Here is a 16,075-nt window from a genome sequence, read left to right as displayed (position 1 = left end):
GAACCTATGCGAACGGATTACGACGTCGCCGTCGTCGGCGGCGGACTGCTCGGCTCCGCCATTGCCTGGGGCCTCGGCCGCCTCGGCAAGAAAGTTGCCGTGCTCGACGAAGGCGATATCACCAAGCGCGCCTCGCGTGCGAACTTTGCGCTGGTCTGGGTGCAGAGCAAAGGGCTCGGCATGCCGGCCTATACGGTGTGGACCGTGCAGGCGTCGCAGGCGTGGGGCCGGCTTGCGTCCGAGCTGAAGCAGCAGACCGGACTCGACGTCGCGCTTCAGCAGAATGGCGGCTTTCATCTTACGCTCGGCGAGGACGAATTCGGTCAGCGTGCTGAACTGGTCAAGCGCATGCACAACCAGGTCGGCGCTGCCGACTACAAGATGGAGATGCTTTCCGCGTCCGAGGTGAAGAAGTCGCTGCCGCTGATCGGATCAGAGGTCTCCGGCGGCAGCTATTGTCCGCTCGACGGCCACGTTAATTCGCTGCGCACGTTCCGCGCGTTCCACACCGGCTTCAGGGCGTTCGGCATCGACTATTTTCCGGAGCGTCCGGTCTCGGCCATCAGCAAGAGCGGCGGCGAATTCCGCCTGACGACGCCGGCTGGCCAACTCCGTGCTGCGAAGATCGTGCTCGCCGCGGGCAATGCGAACCAGACACTCGCACCGATGGTCGGTCTCTACGCGCCGATGGGGCCGACTCGCGGCCAGGTCGTCGTAACCGAGCGCACCATGCCCTTCCTGCCGCATCCGCTGACCACGATCCGCCAGACCGACGAGGGCACGGTGATGATCGGCGACAGCAAGGAGGATCAACTGGATGATCGCGTGCTGAAGCCTTCGATCAGCGGCGTCATGGCCGATCGCGCGCAGCGCATGTTCCCGCATCTGTCGCGGCTCAACGTGGTCCGCAGTTGGTCCGGCATTCGCGTCATGCCGCAGGACGGCTTTCCGATCTACGACCAGTCGGAGACCTATCCCGGCGCCTTCGTCGCCTGCTGCCATTCCGGCGTGACGCTCGCCTCCAACCACGCTTTCGAGATTGCGCGCATGGTAGCGCAGGGCGCCCTCGAGCCCGAAGTGGTGGGGGCGTTCTCGGCCAGCCGTTTTGGTGGCGCGGGCGCGGCGAACAACAGCGGCTATTAGAGATATCAAGGAGCCAAGAGGCATCCATGTTTAGACGATCCGAACAGGACAAGCGCCCAGAGGTGCAGATCTTCGTCGACGGCGTTGCCGTCGCAGCGCGCCAGGGCGACACCGTCTCCGCGGCGCTATTGGCCTCCGGCGTTGACGCGCGGCGTTCCACTGCGGTGAGCGGCGCGCCGCGTCTGCCCTTTTGCATGATGGGCGTGTGCTTCGACTGCCTCGTCACCATCGATGGCGTCGGCAACCGCCAGGGGTGCCTCGTGCCCGTCGCCGAGGGCATGCAGATCGAAATCCAGAAGGGCAAGCGGGAGATCGGAAAATGACTGTGGCTCCCAAGCGCGAAGCCTATGACGTGGTGGTGATCGGCGCCGGGCCTGCGGGTCTTGCTGCTGCCGCGACCTCCGCCGAGGCCGGCCTGTCGACGCTGCTGCTCGACGAGAATATCGGCCCCGGCGGCCAGGTGTTCCGCGCCATCGCCTCGACGCCCGTGACGGATCGCAATCAGCTCGGCGCGGATTATTGGGTCGGTGCCGATCTCGTGCAGGCGCTGCGCGCCAGCAATGTGGAAGTGATCCAGCGTGCCACGGTCTGGAGCCTCGACCGCAATCTCGAGATCGCGGTGTCCATCGGCGGCGCCTCGGCCTTCATCAAGGCCAAGCGCGTGATCCTTGCGACCGGCGCGCTGGAGCGGCCGTTCCCGATTCCTGGCTGGACGCTGCCGGGCGTGATGACCGCAGGCGCGGCGCAGACCATGCTGAAGTCCTCGGCGCTGGTGCCCGACGGGCGCACGGTGATCGCAGGCCAGGGCCCGCTGCTCTGGCTGCTCGCGGCCCAGATCTTGCGCCTTGGCGGCCGCATCGACCGCATTCTCGACACCACCGAGCGCGGCAATTACTTCGCCGCGCTGCCCCACGCCTTCGCATTCCTAACCTCGCCCTATTTCACCAGGGGCCTGTCGATGGTGCGCGAGGTGAAGGCGAAGGTGCAGGTCGTCTCCGGCATCACCGAGCTTGCTGCGGCCGGCAACGGCCAGCTCGCGAGCGTGAGCTATGTTGCCGGCAGCAAGCGCGAGACCATTCCTGCGGATCTTCTGCTGCTGCATCAGGGTGTCGTGCCGAACGTCAATCTGGCGATGGCGGCCGGCGTCGAGCATCGCTGGGACGATCTGCAATTGTGCTGGTCGCCGGTACTGGACGCGAGCGGCAATTCGTCGGTCGCCGGCATCGCAATCGCCGGTGACGGCGCGGGCATCGGAGGTGCCAATGCAGCCGTGGTGCGCGGTCGCATTGCCGCGCGCGCCGCGGTCGAAGCGCTGGCGCCAGCAGCTGCCGCAAAACTCCCCGCAATGGCAACGCTTCGTGCCGATCTCGCCAAGGCCGAGCGCGGCCGCGTCTTCCTCGACACGCTGTTCCGCCCCGCGCAACAGTTCCGCATTCCCACAGGCGACACCATCGTCTGCCGCTGCGAGGAGGTGACGGCGAAGGATGTTCTCGATTCCGTCGCGATCGGCGCGACCGGGCCGAACCAGCTCAAGGCCTATCGTCGCACCGGCATGGGCCCGTGCCAGGGCCGGCTCTGCGGTCTCACCGTCACCGAGCTGATGGCGCAGGCGCGGGACAAGAGCCCGCAAGAGATCGGCTATTACCGGCTGCGCGCGCCGGTGAAGCCGATCACGCTCGCCGAGCTCGCCGCCGTCCCGAACAGCGAAGCCGACGTGAAGGCCGTGGTGCGCGGATGAGCAAGAACGTGGATGCAATCGTCATCGGCGGCGGCATCCACGGATGCTCGACCGCGCTGCACCTGTGCCTTGCCGGCTTGAAGCCGGTACTGATCGAGAAGGACTATGCCGGTCGGCACGCTTCCGGCGTCAACGCCGGCGGCGTGCGCCAGCTCGCGCGGCACATCCCTGAGATTCCGCTTTCGATCCGTTCGATGGGGATCTGGGAGAAGATCACTGATCTCCTCGACGACGATTGCAGCTTCGAGAGCTACGGCCAGGTTCTGGTCGCCGAGAACGAGGACGAGCTCGCCGTCTGCCGCACCCGCGTCGCCAAGCTGAATGCGCTTGGCTTCACTCATGAAGAGCTGATCGACGCAGCGGAATTGCGCCGGCTGGTGCCCGCGGTGGCCGAGACCTGTCCGGGCGGTGTGGCCTCGCGCCGTGACGGCGCGGCCAATCCGGCGCAGACAACGACGGCGTTCCGGCGCAAGGCTGAGCAGTTAGGTGCGACCGTGCGCGAGGGCGTGGCCGCTACCAACATCCGCTACAGCGACGGCCTCTGGCACGCCGATGCGGGCTTGGAGAGCTTTGCTGCGCCGGTGCTCGTCAATGCCGCCGGCGCCTGGGCCGGCAAGATCGCCGCTGATCTCGGCGAGCCCGTGCCCGTCGAGACCGTAGCGCCGATGCTGATGATTACCTCGCGCGTGCCGCACTTCATCGATCCCGTCGTGATCCTGCGCGGACGCAAGCTCTCCTTCAAGCAGTTCAAGAACGGCACCGTGCTGATCGGCGGTGGCCACCTCGCGACGCCGTACCAGGACCGCAACGAGACGGTGCTGGACTGGAAGAGTCTTGCGACCAGCGCGCAGACCGTATTCGAGCTGTTCCCGGTGATGCGCAGCGCGACCATCGTCCGCGCCTGGGCCGGCATCGAAGCCAAGATGAAAGACGATCTTCCCGTGTTCGGGCCGAGCAGCCGTCACAAGGGCCTCTATCACCAGTTCGGCTTCTCGCTGCACGGTTTCCAGCTCGGCCCCGGTGCCGGCGCCGTCATGGCGGAGCTGATCGTCAACGGCGGCACCCAGACCCGCGTCAGCGATCTCGGCATCGACCGCTTCCATCCTTCCACGCACTAGCAACAAGAGGACATCATGAGCATCACCCGCAGCATCCGCACGCCCATCATGCATCGCGCCGTCGAGGCCAATGGCTTCGTCTTTCTCGGTGGCACAATTGCCGACGACACCTCGGTCTCGATGGGCGACCAGACCCGCAACATCCTCGGCAAGATCGCCGGCTATCTGAAGGAAGCCGGCACCGACAAGAGCCGCGTCGTCAGCGCCTCGATCTTCGTCACGGATCTCTCCAAGAAGAAGGAGATGGACACAGCCTGGACCGAGTTCTTCGGCGACAATCTGCCGACCCGCGCCACCGTCGGCGTCGCCGATCTCGGCGGCGGCGCGCTGATCGAAGTGGTGGTCACCGCGCTCAAGGGCTGATCGCGTTGGCTGAGGGACGTTAGCGCTCTCGCGCGGTCGTCCCTTCGAGACCTCGCCGCCTCCGACAAGGTGGAGCGTACCGGTGGCGGGATCGTTTGATCCCGCCACCTCCGGAAATGTCAGTCTGTTCTGTGATTCTCAAAAACCCGACGCCCTGACCCAGCGCGTCGGGTGGAATGAATGAGTATCAATCCGTGATCCCAACGCAATCGTTGTGACCCGTGCCGCGCCAATTGACCACTCCGGGAAACTACCGCATGGAACTGAATGAGGTTTCACGCACCTCCACCCGGTTCCAGCGACTCGCCGATCTCCAGCGGATGAGCCATGGTCTCGTGCAGCGCCTCGCGGTCGAGCTCGCCTTCGGAGATGCTGATGACGATGCAGGCGACGCCATTGCCGATCAGATTGGTCAGCGCGCGGCATTCGCTCATGAACTTGTCGATGCCGACCAGGATCGCGATCGACTGGATCGGAATATCAGGCACGATCGAGAGCGTCGCGGCGAGCGTGATGAAGCCTGCGCCGGTGACGCCCGAAGCGCCCTTCGAGGTGATCATGGCGATGCCGAGGATGCCGAGTTCCTGCCAGATGGTCAGATGCGTGTTAGTCGCCTGCGCCAGGAACAACGTCGCCAGCGTCATGTAGATGTTGGTACCATCGAGGTTGAAGCTGTAGCCGGTTGGGATCACGAGGCCGACCACCGAGCGCGAGGCGCCGAGATGCTCCATCTTCTGAATCATCTGCGGCAGCACCGTCTCGGAGGACGAGGTGCCCAGCACGATCAGGAGCTCGTCCTTGATATAGGCGATGAAGCGCAGGATCGAGAAGCCCGCCAGCCGCGCAATCGCGCCGAGCACGATCAGTACGAACAGGATGCTGGTGAGATAGAAGGTGCCGATCAACGCGGCGAGATTGAGCAGCGAGCCGAGTCCGTAGGCCCCCACGGTGAACGCCATCGCGCCGAAGGCGCCGATCGGCGCGACGCGCACGATGATGCGAATGATGCCGAAGAACATTTTTGCGGCCTTGTCGATCGCGTCCGCAATGGGCTCGCCGGCCTTGCCGAGGAAGGCGATGGCGAAGCCGGAGAGAATCGAGATCAGCAGCACCTGCAAGAGGTCGCCGCGCGCGATGGCGCCCAGATAGCTGTCGGGGATGATCGCCATCAGATGGGCGACGATGCCCTCCTCCTTGGCCTTGGTGACGTAGGTCGCCACTGATTTCGGGTCGATCGTGGCGGGATCGATGTTGAAGCCGTGTCCGGGCTGGAGGATCTCGCCGACCAGCAGGCCGACCGCGAGCGCGACGGTCGACACCGTCTCGAAGTAGATCAGCGACTTCAGCCCGACCCGGCCGACACGCTTGAGATCGCCCATCGAGGAGATGCCGTGGACCACCGTGCAGAAGATCACCGGCGCGATCATCATCTTGATCAGCGCGATGAAACCGTCGCCAAGCGGCTTCAAGGCTTTTCCGAGATCGGGATAGAAGTAGCCGATGAGCACGCCGAGCACGATCGCGATCAGCACCTGGACGTAAAGGATCTTGTACCAGGGCTGGTGCCGGCGGAGGATGACTGGCTGGATCGCGACTTGTGTCATAGTGTAGGCCCAGGAACGTATTGATCTTGCATGATTTGCATCATGTGATGGGCGCCGCAGAAGCGACAATCACATTTTTGTCGGATCGCACGAACATCGATCGCTGGACCGCAACTGGGGGGAACATGACGATCGCAACAGACTCGGACGATCAGGCGCAGGGCTATTTTCCGCGTTGGAAACTCAAGACCTCGGGCGTGATCATGCCGGAGGAGCGGCTGTCCTGGGGCCAGACCATCGCCTCCGGTCTCCAGCATTGCGTCGCGATGTCGGGCTCGACGATCATCGCGCCGCTGCTGATGGGGTTCGATCCTAATGTTGCAGTCCTGTTCTCCGGCATCGGCACGCTGATCTTCTTCGTCATCGTCGCGGGGCGCGTGCCGAGCTATCTCGGCTCGAGCTTCGCGTTCATCGCCGTCGTCATCGCCGCCACCGGCTATGCCGGGCAGGGACCGAACCCGAACCTGTCGGTTGCGCTCGGCGGAATCGTCGGCGCCGGGGTGCTGTACGGCCTGATTTCGCTGATCGTGATGTGGTCCGGCGTCGGTTGGATCGAGCGGCTGCTGCCGCCGGCCGTCACCGGCGCCGTGGTCGCCGCGATCGGCCTCAACCTCGCGCCCGTGGCGATCAAGGCGGTGAGCGCCAATGCGTTCGACACCTGGATCGGGCTCGCGACTGTCCTGATCATCGGCGTGGTTGCCGTTGCCGCGCCTGGCCTGTGGCGCCGCCTGCCGATCATTGTCGGTGCGATCGGCGGATATCTCCTGTACCTGCTGTTCGCGAACGGCCTCGGCTTTGGCAAGCCGATCGACTTCAGCCAGCTCTCGGCCGCGCCGTGGCTCGGCCTGCCGAACTTCACCGCACCGAGCTTCCATGCCGATGCAATCTTCCTCATCGCGCCGGTGGCGGTCATTCTCGTCGCCGAGAACCTCGGGCACATCAAGGCGGTCGGGGCCATGACGGGGCGGAGCCTCGATGCCTATCTCGGCCGCGCCCTGTTCGCCGACAGCCTCGCGACCATCGTGGCGGCCTGCGGCGGCGGCACCGGGGTCACCACCTATGCCGAGAACATCGGCGTCATGGCGGCGACGAAGGTCTATTCGACCTTGCTGTTTGCCTTCGCAGCCCTTGTGTCGATCCTGCTCGGCTTCTCGCCGAAATTCGGTGCGTTGATCCTGTCGATCCCCGGCGCAGTCATTGGCGGCCTCTCGATCGTGCTGTTCGGATTGATCGCGGCGATGGCGGGACGAATCTGGGTCGAGAACAAGGTCGACTTCGCAAACCCTGCGAACCTCATCACCATCGCCGTGGCGCTGACTGCGGGCGCCGGCGACCTCACGCTCAAGTTCGGCGCGTTCACGATCGGCGGGATCGGCACCGCGACCTTCGGAGCCATCATTCTGTATCAGATACTGACTTCGCCGCTGGCGCAGCGCGCCGAGTGAATCCCGGCGATGCACCGAAAGGATGGAACAAAACGCCGGTTCCATCCATGATGATTCATCCCGGAGAGAACCCATGCCGCAAACCGATCGTTCAACCTCATTTCCCTCGCGTCTCGTCGGCCAATACGCGCTCGTGACCGGCGCCTCCCAAGGCATCGGCCGTGCCGTTGCCATCCGGCTCGCCCAGGAAGGCGCGACCGTCGCCATCAATTATTTTGGCAGTCCCGAAGGAGCGGAGGAGACGCTCGCGCTCGCACGAACGGCATCTGCCGACCGCGGCCATGGCAGGCTCGACCATGTCGTGGTCAAGGCCGATGTCGGCAACGGGCAGGACATTGCCGCGATGTTCGAGACTGTCCTTTCGCGCTGGAAGCGCCTCGACTGTCTCGTCAACAATGCCGGCTTCCAGCGGGAATCGCCGAGCGAGGCGCTCGACGTCGAAAGCTACCGCCGCATCATCGACGTCAATCTCAACGGCGCCGTGCTCTGCGCGCAGAAGGCGCTGGCGCATTTCGTCGCGCGCGGCGGAGGCGGCAGCATCATCAACTGTTCGAGCGTCCACCAGATCATCCCCAAGCCCGGCTATCTCGCTTATTCGATCAGCAAGGGCGGCATGGCCAATCTGACCCGCACGCTGGCGCTCGAATTCGCCGGCCAAGGCATCCGCGTCAATGCCGTCGGTCCCGGCGCCATCGACACGCCGATCAATGTGGCCTGGACCGGCGATCCCGCGAAGAGGGGCGTGGTCACCGCCCACATTCCCATGGGGCGCGTCGGCACGCCGGAAGAGATCGCTGCCGTGTTCGCCTTCCTCGCCTCGGACGAGGCGAGCTACATCACCGGCCAGACCATCTATGCCTGCGGGGGCCTGACGCTGTTTCCCGAATTCCGGGAAAACTGGGCGAGCTGAACTCAGTTCGGATCACCGGTGCCGCCCCCTGGAGATGGAAGCAGGACCGATTGGGTGTCTGCGGCGCCGTGTGCTATCGACCGGGGACGGCGCTACCGCTATTGGCAAGCGCCGACACGTGAAGGGCTCGTGACCACAACCATCAACATCAATGCCTACAGCGACGCGCTGGTGGTCCTCGGTACTGCCGGCGTCGTGGTGCCGATTGTCAGGCATTGGGGCATCAATCCGGTGCTGGGCTATCTCGGTGCCGGCGCCATTCTCGGTCCGCTCGGGCTCGGCTCGCTCGTAAGGGACCTTCCGTTCCTGTACTGGTTCACGGTCGCGGACGCGCAGAACGTCGAGGGTATCGCCAATCTCGGAATCGTGTTCCTGCTGTTCCTGATTGGGCTCGAGCTGTCCTTCCGGCGGCTCGTCACGATGCGGCGCCTGGTGTTCGGGCTGGGTGGCCTGCAGGTCCTGACAACGTCCGCCATGATTTTCGGCGCGGCGCTTCTCGCCGGACAGAGCTCCGATATCGCCGTCATCCTTGGCGCGAGCCTTGCGCTGTCCTCGACGGCGATCGTGCTCGAACTTCTGTCAGCTGAGAGGCGGCTTTCGACCGGTGCGGGGCGCGCCAGCTTCTCGGTGCTGTTGGCCCAGGACCTTGCCGTGGTTCCCATTCTGGTTCTCGTCTCGGTGCTCGGCGCAGACAGCGGCGGCTCCGTCGTGGTGCACATCTCCAGTGCGGTCCTGAAGGCGGCGCTGGCGGTCGCTGCCCTTACTCTGCTCGGACGGTTGCTGATGCGTCCGCTCTTCCAGATGGTTGCGGGCACCCATTCGACCGAATTGTTCGTTGCCGCGACCCTGTTCGTCATCGTCGGCGCAGGGCTTGCCGCGCACCAGGCTGGCCTGTCGATGGCGCTCGGAGCATTCGTTGCGGGGCTGATGCTGGCGGAGACCGAGTATGGCAAAGCCATTGAGGCCACTGTCGAACCGTTCAAGGGCCTGCTGCTGGGCATCTTCTTCTTCACCGTCGGTATGGCCATCGACTTCCGCGTGTTCATGCGCGAGCCTGGTTGGCTGCTGGCGGCCGTTATCGGCATTCTCGCCGGCAAGGCGATCGTGCTGATCATCCTGGGTCGCCTCTTCAGACTCTCTTGGCCGGCGGCGATCGAAATCGGCTTCTTGCTGGGTCCCGTCGGCGAATTCGCTTTCGTCAGCATCGGAATCGCGTCGGCCGGCGGCCTGATCGAACCCCGCGTGTCGAGCTTTGCCGTCGCCATCACCGCTGTGACGATGGCATCGACGCCGCTTCTGGGCATGCTCGGACGACGTTTGGCCGCGAAGCTGGGTAACGAGCGCACGCCCGACCCTGAACTCGCGGTCCGGCCGCCCGGCGACCGGGCGCAGGCCATCGTGGTCGGCTACGGCCGCGTCGGAAAAGTCGTGTGCTCGCTGCTGACCAGCCATGGTCTAGACTACATCGCGGTTGATCACGACGCCGTCGCAGTGGCGCGCGACCGCCGCGACGGTCACAAGGTCTATTTCGGCGACGCGACAGAACCGGGCTTCCTCGAAGCTTGCGGCCTGATGCAGACGACCGGCGTGATCATCACCATCCAATCGCGACCTGCGATCGATGCTGTCGTCGAGCGGATCCGCGCGGTGCGGCCTGACGTGCTGATCGTTTCGCGTGCGCGGGACGCCGATCATGCCCGCCACCTCTATGCGATCGGCGCGACCGATGCGGTGCCGGAAACCATCGAGGCAAGCCTGCAACTTTCCGAAGCCGCACTGGTCGGCCTCGGAGTTGCGGTCGGGCATGCAATCGCCTCGGTGCACGAGAAGCGGGACGAATTCCGGCTGATGCTGCAGCAAGCCGCTCGCAAGGCAGGAAAAGAGAAAGCTCGTCCGTTCGATCTCTCAGGGCGTCAGTCCTCGCGATAGCTGGCTCGCCGGGCGGCATGCGCTGCGGACTGTCATGATCTGGCAAAACGGGCTTGCCCGAACTACATCTGCGCCATGACCAATGCTCCGCTGGCAAACCGACCGCTCGAAGATTTCCTTGGCCGGCACGAACGTCTGTTCGTGCTGACCGGCGCCGGCTGCAGCACCAATTCGGGCATTCCCGATTATCGCGACAGCCAAGGCAACTGGAAACGGACCCAGCCGGTCAACTTCCAGGCCTTCATGTCGGAGGAGCATACGCGCCGGCGCTATTGGGCGCGCAGCATGGTCGGCTGGCGGCGGTTCGGTCAGGCGAAGCCGAACGATGCGCACCGTGCGCTGGCCCGGCTCGAGGCGAAAGGCCGGTGCGGGATGCTGCTGACCCAGAATGTCGACCGGCTGCATCAATCGGCCGGCCATCGGCAGGTCATCGACCTGCACGGTCGGCTCGATCTTGTCCGCTGCATGGCCTGCGGCCGCAAGACACCGCGCGACGAGTTTCAACATGCGCTTGGTGGCGCGAACGCGGCGTGGCTGACGCTCGATGCCGCCGATGCACCTGATGGCGACGCCGATCTGGAGCACGAGGATTTCTCGTCGTTCCAGGTGCCTGCCTGCGAAGCCTGTGGCGGCATCCTCAAGCCCGACGTCGTGTTCTTCGGCGAGAACGTTCCCCGCGACGTCGTCGCCACGGCGCAGGATCATCTGGCGCAAGCCGACGCCATGCTGATCGTCGGCTCCTCATTGATGGTCTACTCCGGCTTCCGCTTCGTCCAGGCTGCCGCGCACCGCAATATCCCGATCGCCGCGGTCAATCTCGGCCGCACCCGCGCCGATGATCTCCTGACGCTAAAGGTCGAGGAGCGCTGCGAGGCGGCGCTCGCATTCCTGCTCTGAACGCCCCAGCGGCGAACACGTCTTGCCTATTGCATAGGTGCCAAGCAGAATAGCCGGGCGCGGCGTTGTCCTCGTCGTCCATGGCATGGAAATTGCTGCGCTTTCGACCTCAGTCTTGACGATCAGCACGGAGAATTTGGAATGCTTGAGGGAGCCGAGGTGCGGCTTGCCGTAGATATCGGCGGCACGTTCACGGATATCGTGCTGGACGTGGGCGAGGCGCGCAAGACGCGCAAGGTGCTGACGACGCCGCAGCGCCCCGAGCAGGCGGTGCTGGACGGCATCCGCCTGATCCTCACTGATGCGCGTGCGCATATCAGCGACATCGACGTCTTCATCCACGGCACCACGCTCGCGACCAATGCCATCATCGAGCGCCGCGGGGCAAAAACGGCGCTGATCGCGACCGACGGCTTCCGCGACGTGCTCGATATCGGCACCGAAAGCCGCTACGACCAATATGATCTCAGCATCGACAAGCCGAAGCCGCTGGCGCCCCGTTCCCTGCGCTTCACCGTGCCAGAGCGCATCGACGCCCATGGCGCCGTCCGCCTCCCGCTGGACGAGACTGCCGTGCGCGGGCTCGCGCCGAAATTGCGTGAGCTGGGCGTCGAGAGCGTCGCGATCGCCTTTCTGCACTCCTATGCGAATCCCGAGCACGAGCGGCGCGCGGCCGCGATCCTGGCCGAGGAGATGCCCGGCATTTCCGTGACGGTGTCATCGGCGGTGTGTCCGGAAATCCGCGAATATGAGCGTACCTCCACCGCGGTCGCCAACGCCTATGTGCAACCGTTGATCGATGGCTATCTCGCCCGCATGGCCGATGCCTTGCAGGTCGAGCAGTTCCGCGGCGCGATCTATCTCGTCACCTCCGGCGGCGGCGTCACCTCGATCGAGACGGCGCGGCGTTTTCCGGTGCGCCTCGTCGAGTCCGGTCCGGCCGGCGGCGCCATTTTCGCCGCGCAGATCGCGGCGCGGTTAGGAGAGAGCAAGGTGCTGTCCTTCGACATGGGCGGCACCACGGCAAAAATCTGCCTGATCGAAAAATACCAGCCGGAGACCTCGCGCGTGTTCGAGGTCGATCGCGCCGCGCGCTTCCTCAAAGGCTCCGGCCTGCCGGTGCGCATTCCCGTGATCGAGATGGTCGAGATCGGCGCAGGCGGCGGCTCGATCGCCCATATCGACGCGATGAAGCGCGTCACCGTCGGCCCCGAAAGCGCCTCGTCGGAGCCGGGCCCGGCCTGCTACGGCCGCGGCGGTCAGCGCCCGGCCGTGACGGATGCGGACGTCGCGCTCGGCATGATCGATCCCGATGCCTTTGCAGGCGGCACGATCAAGCTCGACCCGGAACTGTCGAAGCAGGCGCTGCTGCGCGATGTCGGTGAGATACTCGGCCTGTCGGCGGAGACCGCGGCCTATGCCGTGCACGAGGTCGTCTGCGAGAACATGGCGAGCGCGGCACGCGTGCATGCGGTCGAGCGCGGCGCAGTGGTTGGCCAGCACACGCTGATCGCGTTCGGCGGTGCCGCGCCGCTGCATGCAGCGCGGGTCGCCGAGAAGATCGGTGTGTCCCGCGTGATCGTGCCCTCGAATGCCGGCGTCGGCTCGGCGGTGGGCTTCCTCGCCGCACCCATCGCCTATGAGCTGGTGCGCAGCCGGCATGTCCGCCTCGATGATTTCGACACCGAGGCGGTCTCCGATCTCCTGCAGGAGATGGCGACCGAGGCGCGTGCGCTGGTCGAGCCTGGCGCCGCCGGTGCGCCGGTGCGCGAGCGCCGCGCCGCCTTCATGCGCTATGTCGGCCAGGGCCACGAGATCACCGTCGAGCTGCCGAACCGGCGGCTGATGACGGCCGATCTCGCCGGCCTGCGCCAGAAGTTCGAGGCGGATTATTCCGCGATGTTCGAGCGGCCAATCCCGGGCGCTGCGATCGAGGTCTTGAGCTGGTCGGTGCTCGCCACCACCGAGGCGCGCAATCCGCCTGCCGTTGCGGCGGTCGCGCGCAAGCCCGCGGCCAAGGCATCCGGCATCCGCAAATTCTTCGACGGCAGGGCAGGCGAGGTGATCGAGATCCCGCTCTATCGCCGCGAGGACATGACGCCGGGCGCGACCATTGCCGGTCCCGCGGTGATCGCGGAGGACGAAACCTCGACCTTCGTCTCCACCAGTTTTGACGCGCATATCGACGGTGCCGGCAGCATCGTCATGGAACGAAAGGCGGCCTGATCATGAGCAAGGCAAATGGCGCGAGCCTGATCGACCTTCAGATTATGTGGCACCGGCTGATCGCCGTGGTCGAGGAGCAGGCGCAGGTGCTGCTCCGCACCGCGTTCAGCCCGATCGTGCGCGAATGCGGCGACCTCTCGGCCGGCGTGTTCGACCTCAGGGGGCGGATGCTGGCGCAGGCGGTGACCGGTACACCCGGCCACGTCAACTCGATGGCGGAATCGGTCAAGCATTTCATCAATCACTTCCCGATCGAGACGATGAAGCAGGGCGATGCCTACATCACCAACGATCCCTGGATGGGCACCGGCCATCTCAACGATTTCGTGGTGACCACGCCCTGCTTCAAGGACGGCAAGGTCGTCGCGCTGTTCTCCTGCACCAGCCATCTCATGGACATCGGCGGCATCGGCTTCGGGCCTGACGCCACCGACGTGTTCATGGAGGGGCTCTACATCCCCATGCTGAAGCTGATCGACCAGGGCGTCGTCAACGAGACGCTGATGGCGATGATCCGCACCAATACGCGGCTGCCGATCGACACCGAAGGCGACACCTATTCGCTCGCCGGCTGCAACGACGTCGGTTGCGAGCGCCTGGTCGAGATGATGACCGAGTTCGGCATCGACACGCTCGACGAGCTCGGCGATTACATCTGCGATCGCTCGCGCGAGGCCGTGCTGGCCGAGATCGCCAAGCTGCCGAAAGGCAGCTGGCGCAACACCATGGTGGTCGACGGCTATGATGCGCCGGTGACGCTGGCCGCGACGCTGACGATCTCGGACAAAGGCATTCACGTCGATTTCGACGGCACCTCCGCGGCCTCGAAGTTCGGCATCAACGTGCCGCTGTCCTACACCACCGCCTACACCGTGTTCGGCCTCGGCTGCGTCGTCGCCTCACAGATTCCGAACAATGCCGGCTCGCTCTCGCCGCTGACGGTCTCGGCGCCGGCGGGCGCGATCCTCAATGCGCCGAAGCCCGCGCCGGTCGCCTCGCGCCACGTCATCGGCCAGATGCTGCCCGACGTCGTGTTCGGCTGCCTGCGCCAGATCATTCCCGAGCGCGTGCCGGCGGAGGGCACCTCGTGCCTGTGGAATCTCAACGTGCGCGGGCAGACGCGAAGCGGCGTCGGCGGCAATTACGGGTTCTCCATGGCGGTCACCTCCAATGGCGGCACCGGCGCGCGCTTCGGCAAGGACGGGCTGTCGGCGACCGCTTATCCAAGCGGCGTGCGCGGCACGCCGGTGGAGATCGCGGAAACACAGACGCCGTTGATCTTCTGGCGCAAGGAGCTGCGTCCGGATTCCGGCGGGGCAGGGCGCACCCGCGGCGGCCTCGGCCAGATCATCGAAGTCGGCAGCGGCGTCGATGCGCCGTTCGACATTCTCGCTGCGTTCGACCGCATCGATCATCCGCCGCGCGGGCGCGATGGCGGCCGGGACGGCGAGCCCGGCTATGTCGGCCTGAAATCCGGGAAGAAGCTGCGCGGCAAGGGCTTTCAGCAGGTGCCTCCGGATGATCGCCTCGTGGTGCTGACGCCCGGCGGCGCCGGCATCGGTGCGCCAACCGAGCGCGATCGGGCAGCGATCAAGGACGACATGGAAAGCGGCCTCGTGTCTGCCGACAATGCGGCTTCAGTTTATGGATATGGGCGGTGACGCCATTCGGCGTCGGGTATAGCGAACGGAGGGGAGCAATGATCACGCGACGGAACTTCACCGCGGGCGCAGCGACGCTGCTCGCCGCAGGCCACATCTCGACCCGTGCGCGGGCGGCGACGACAAGCTGGGACATGTCGACGGTCTGGCCCGACGGCAACTTCCACACCCAGAACGCGATGGCCTTCGCTGAAGAAATGAAGAAGCAGAGCGGCGGTGCGGTCGTCATCACCGTGAAGGCGGGTGGCCAGCTCGGCTTCAAGGGCCCCGAGCATCTGCGCGCCGTGCGCGACGGCCTGGTGCCGCTCGCAGACGTCCTCAACATCCAGCAGGTCGGCGACGAGCCGTTCATGGGTGTCGAGAGCATCCCGTTCCTGTGCGGCTCCGTGGACGAGCTCAAGGTGCTGCACAAATATGTGCGGCCCGAATACGAGAAGATCGCCGCGCGCAACAACCAGAAGATCCTCTATGTCGTGCCATGGCCGACGCAGTATCTGCACCTCAAAGCCAAGGTCTCCGACGTCGAGGGTCTGAAGAACATCAAGATCCGCGTGCCCGACAAGAACGCGGTCGATATGCTGAACGCGATCGGTATGGCGGCCGTGATGATCCCCTGGGGCGAGACGATCCCCGCGCTCGCCTCCGGCGCGGTGGCCGGCGTTTCCACCTCGTCGGTGTCGGGCGTCGACGGCAAGTTCTGGGAATTCCTGAAATACGTCTACCCGACCAACCATGTGTGGTCGTCGCAGATGCTCACCGTCAATCTCGATTCCTGGAAGGCACTCTCCGCAGATCAGCAGAAACTCGTCGCGGATATCGCGGCCAAGATGGAGCCGGGCTTCTGGGCGAACTCGCTCAAGGCCGATATCGACAGCCTCAACCGCCTCAAGGAGGGCGGCATGGAGGTGGTACCGGTCTCGGACGCGATGATGACGGACATCCGGGCCAAGACCGCGCCGCAGCTCGACGCCTTCCTCAAGCGCGTGCCGGCGGCCGACAAGCCAGTGCGGGCCTATCTCGCCGAAATGAAGCGCGGCTGAG

The 16,075-nt window shown here is 65.3% G+C and carries 13 protein-coding genes; 12 read left to right on the top strand and 1 reads right to left on the bottom strand.

Going from position 1 to position 16,075, the window contains the following annotated elements; all coding sequences use genetic code 11:
• The first annotated feature begins 6 nt into the window (after positions 1–6).
• From P6U29_RS37070 to P6U29_RS37050, 5 genes are read left to right on the top strand one after another with little or no spacing between them, the layout of a single operon-like run.
• On the top strand, positions 7–1,143 hold the full coding sequence (locus P6U29_RS37070) for an NAD(P)/FAD-dependent oxidoreductase (RefSeq protein ID WP_407115068.1): 1,137 nt from the start codon (positions 7–9) through the stop codon (positions 1,141–1,143).
• A gap of 26 nt (positions 1,144–1,169) precedes the next feature.
• Positions 1,170–1,466 (top strand): (2Fe-2S)-binding protein, encoded by a 297-nt coding sequence (locus P6U29_RS37065; RefSeq protein ID WP_407115067.1) that lies wholly within the window; start codon positions 1,170–1,172, stop codon positions 1,464–1,466.
• On the top strand, positions 1,463–2,881 hold the full coding sequence (locus P6U29_RS37060) for an NAD(P)/FAD-dependent oxidoreductase (protein WP_407115066.1): 1,419 nt from the start codon (positions 1,463–1,465) through the stop codon (positions 2,879–2,881). The genes P6U29_RS37065 and P6U29_RS37060 overlap by 4 nt, the downstream gene beginning before the upstream one ends.
• Positions 2,878–3,999, top strand: a complete 1,122-nt coding sequence (locus tag P6U29_RS37055) for an NAD(P)/FAD-dependent oxidoreductase (RefSeq protein WP_407115065.1) — start codon at positions 2,878–2,880, stop codon at positions 3,997–3,999. Before P6U29_RS37060 ends, P6U29_RS37055 begins: the two co-directional genes overlap by 4 nt.
• A gap of 15 nt (positions 4,000–4,014) precedes the next feature.
• The gene (locus tag P6U29_RS37050; protein ID WP_407115064.1) at positions 4,015–4,362 is read left to right on the top strand and encodes a RidA family protein; all 348 of its coding nucleotides are present in this window, start codon (positions 4,015–4,017) and stop codon (positions 4,360–4,362) included.
• Between the two features lie 275 nt (positions 4,363–4,637).
• Here the strand turns inward: P6U29_RS37050 and P6U29_RS37045 are convergent, their stop codons facing one another.
• The gene (locus P6U29_RS37045; RefSeq protein ID WP_407115063.1) at positions 4,638–5,966 is read right to left on the bottom strand and encodes a dicarboxylate/amino acid:cation symporter; all 1,329 of its coding nucleotides are present in this window, start codon (positions 5,964–5,966) and stop codon (positions 4,638–4,640) included.
• 125 nt (positions 5,967–6,091) lie between these two features.
• Here P6U29_RS37045 and P6U29_RS37040 point away from each other — a divergent pair, with 125 nt between their 5' ends.
• From P6U29_RS37040 to P6U29_RS37010, 7 genes are all read left to right on the top strand, one after another.
• A complete protein-coding gene (locus tag P6U29_RS37040; protein WP_407115062.1) occupies positions 6,092–7,411 on the top strand; it encodes a solute carrier family 23 protein in 1,320 nt (439 codons plus the stop codon).
• A 73-nt stretch (positions 7,412–7,484) separates the two neighbouring features.
• The gene (locus P6U29_RS37035; protein WP_407115061.1) at positions 7,485–8,321 is read left to right on the top strand and encodes an SDR family oxidoreductase; all 837 of its coding nucleotides are present in this window, start codon (positions 7,485–7,487) and stop codon (positions 8,319–8,321) included.
• A 129-nt stretch (positions 8,322–8,450) separates the two neighbouring features.
• On the top strand, positions 8,451–10,250 hold the full coding sequence (locus tag P6U29_RS37030; RefSeq protein ID WP_407115060.1) for a cation:proton antiporter: 1,800 nt from the start codon (positions 8,451–8,453) through the stop codon (positions 10,248–10,250).
• Positions 10,251–10,325: 75 nt separating this feature from the next.
• A complete protein-coding gene (locus P6U29_RS37025) occupies positions 10,326–11,147 on the top strand; it encodes an NAD-dependent protein deacetylase (RefSeq protein WP_407115059.1) in 822 nt (273 codons plus the stop codon).
• A 141-nt stretch (positions 11,148–11,288) separates the two neighbouring features.
• Positions 11,289–13,373, top strand: coding sequence for a hydantoinase/oxoprolinase family protein (locus P6U29_RS37020; RefSeq protein WP_407115058.1), 2,085 nt, complete (start codon positions 11,289–11,291; stop codon positions 13,371–13,373).
• 2 nt (positions 13,374–13,375) lie between these two features.
• Complete coding sequence (locus tag P6U29_RS37015; protein WP_407115057.1) at positions 13,376–15,034, top strand: hydantoinase B/oxoprolinase family protein; 1,659 nt, start codon at positions 13,376–13,378, stop codon at positions 15,032–15,034.
• A 38-nt stretch (positions 15,035–15,072) separates the two neighbouring features.
• A complete protein-coding gene (locus P6U29_RS37010) occupies positions 15,073–16,074 on the top strand; it encodes a TRAP transporter substrate-binding protein (protein WP_407115056.1) in 1,002 nt (333 codons plus the stop codon).
• Position 16,075: the final 1 nt, after the last annotated feature.

Source organism: Bradyrhizobium sp. LMG 9283, from assembly GCF_045571415.1.
In the GTDB taxonomy this organism is placed as follows: Bacteria; Pseudomonadota; Alphaproteobacteria; order Rhizobiales; family Xanthobacteraceae; genus Bradyrhizobium.
The sequence above is the reverse complement of the archived record's forward strand: the minus strand, read 5'-3'. Positions and strand labels throughout refer to the sequence as shown.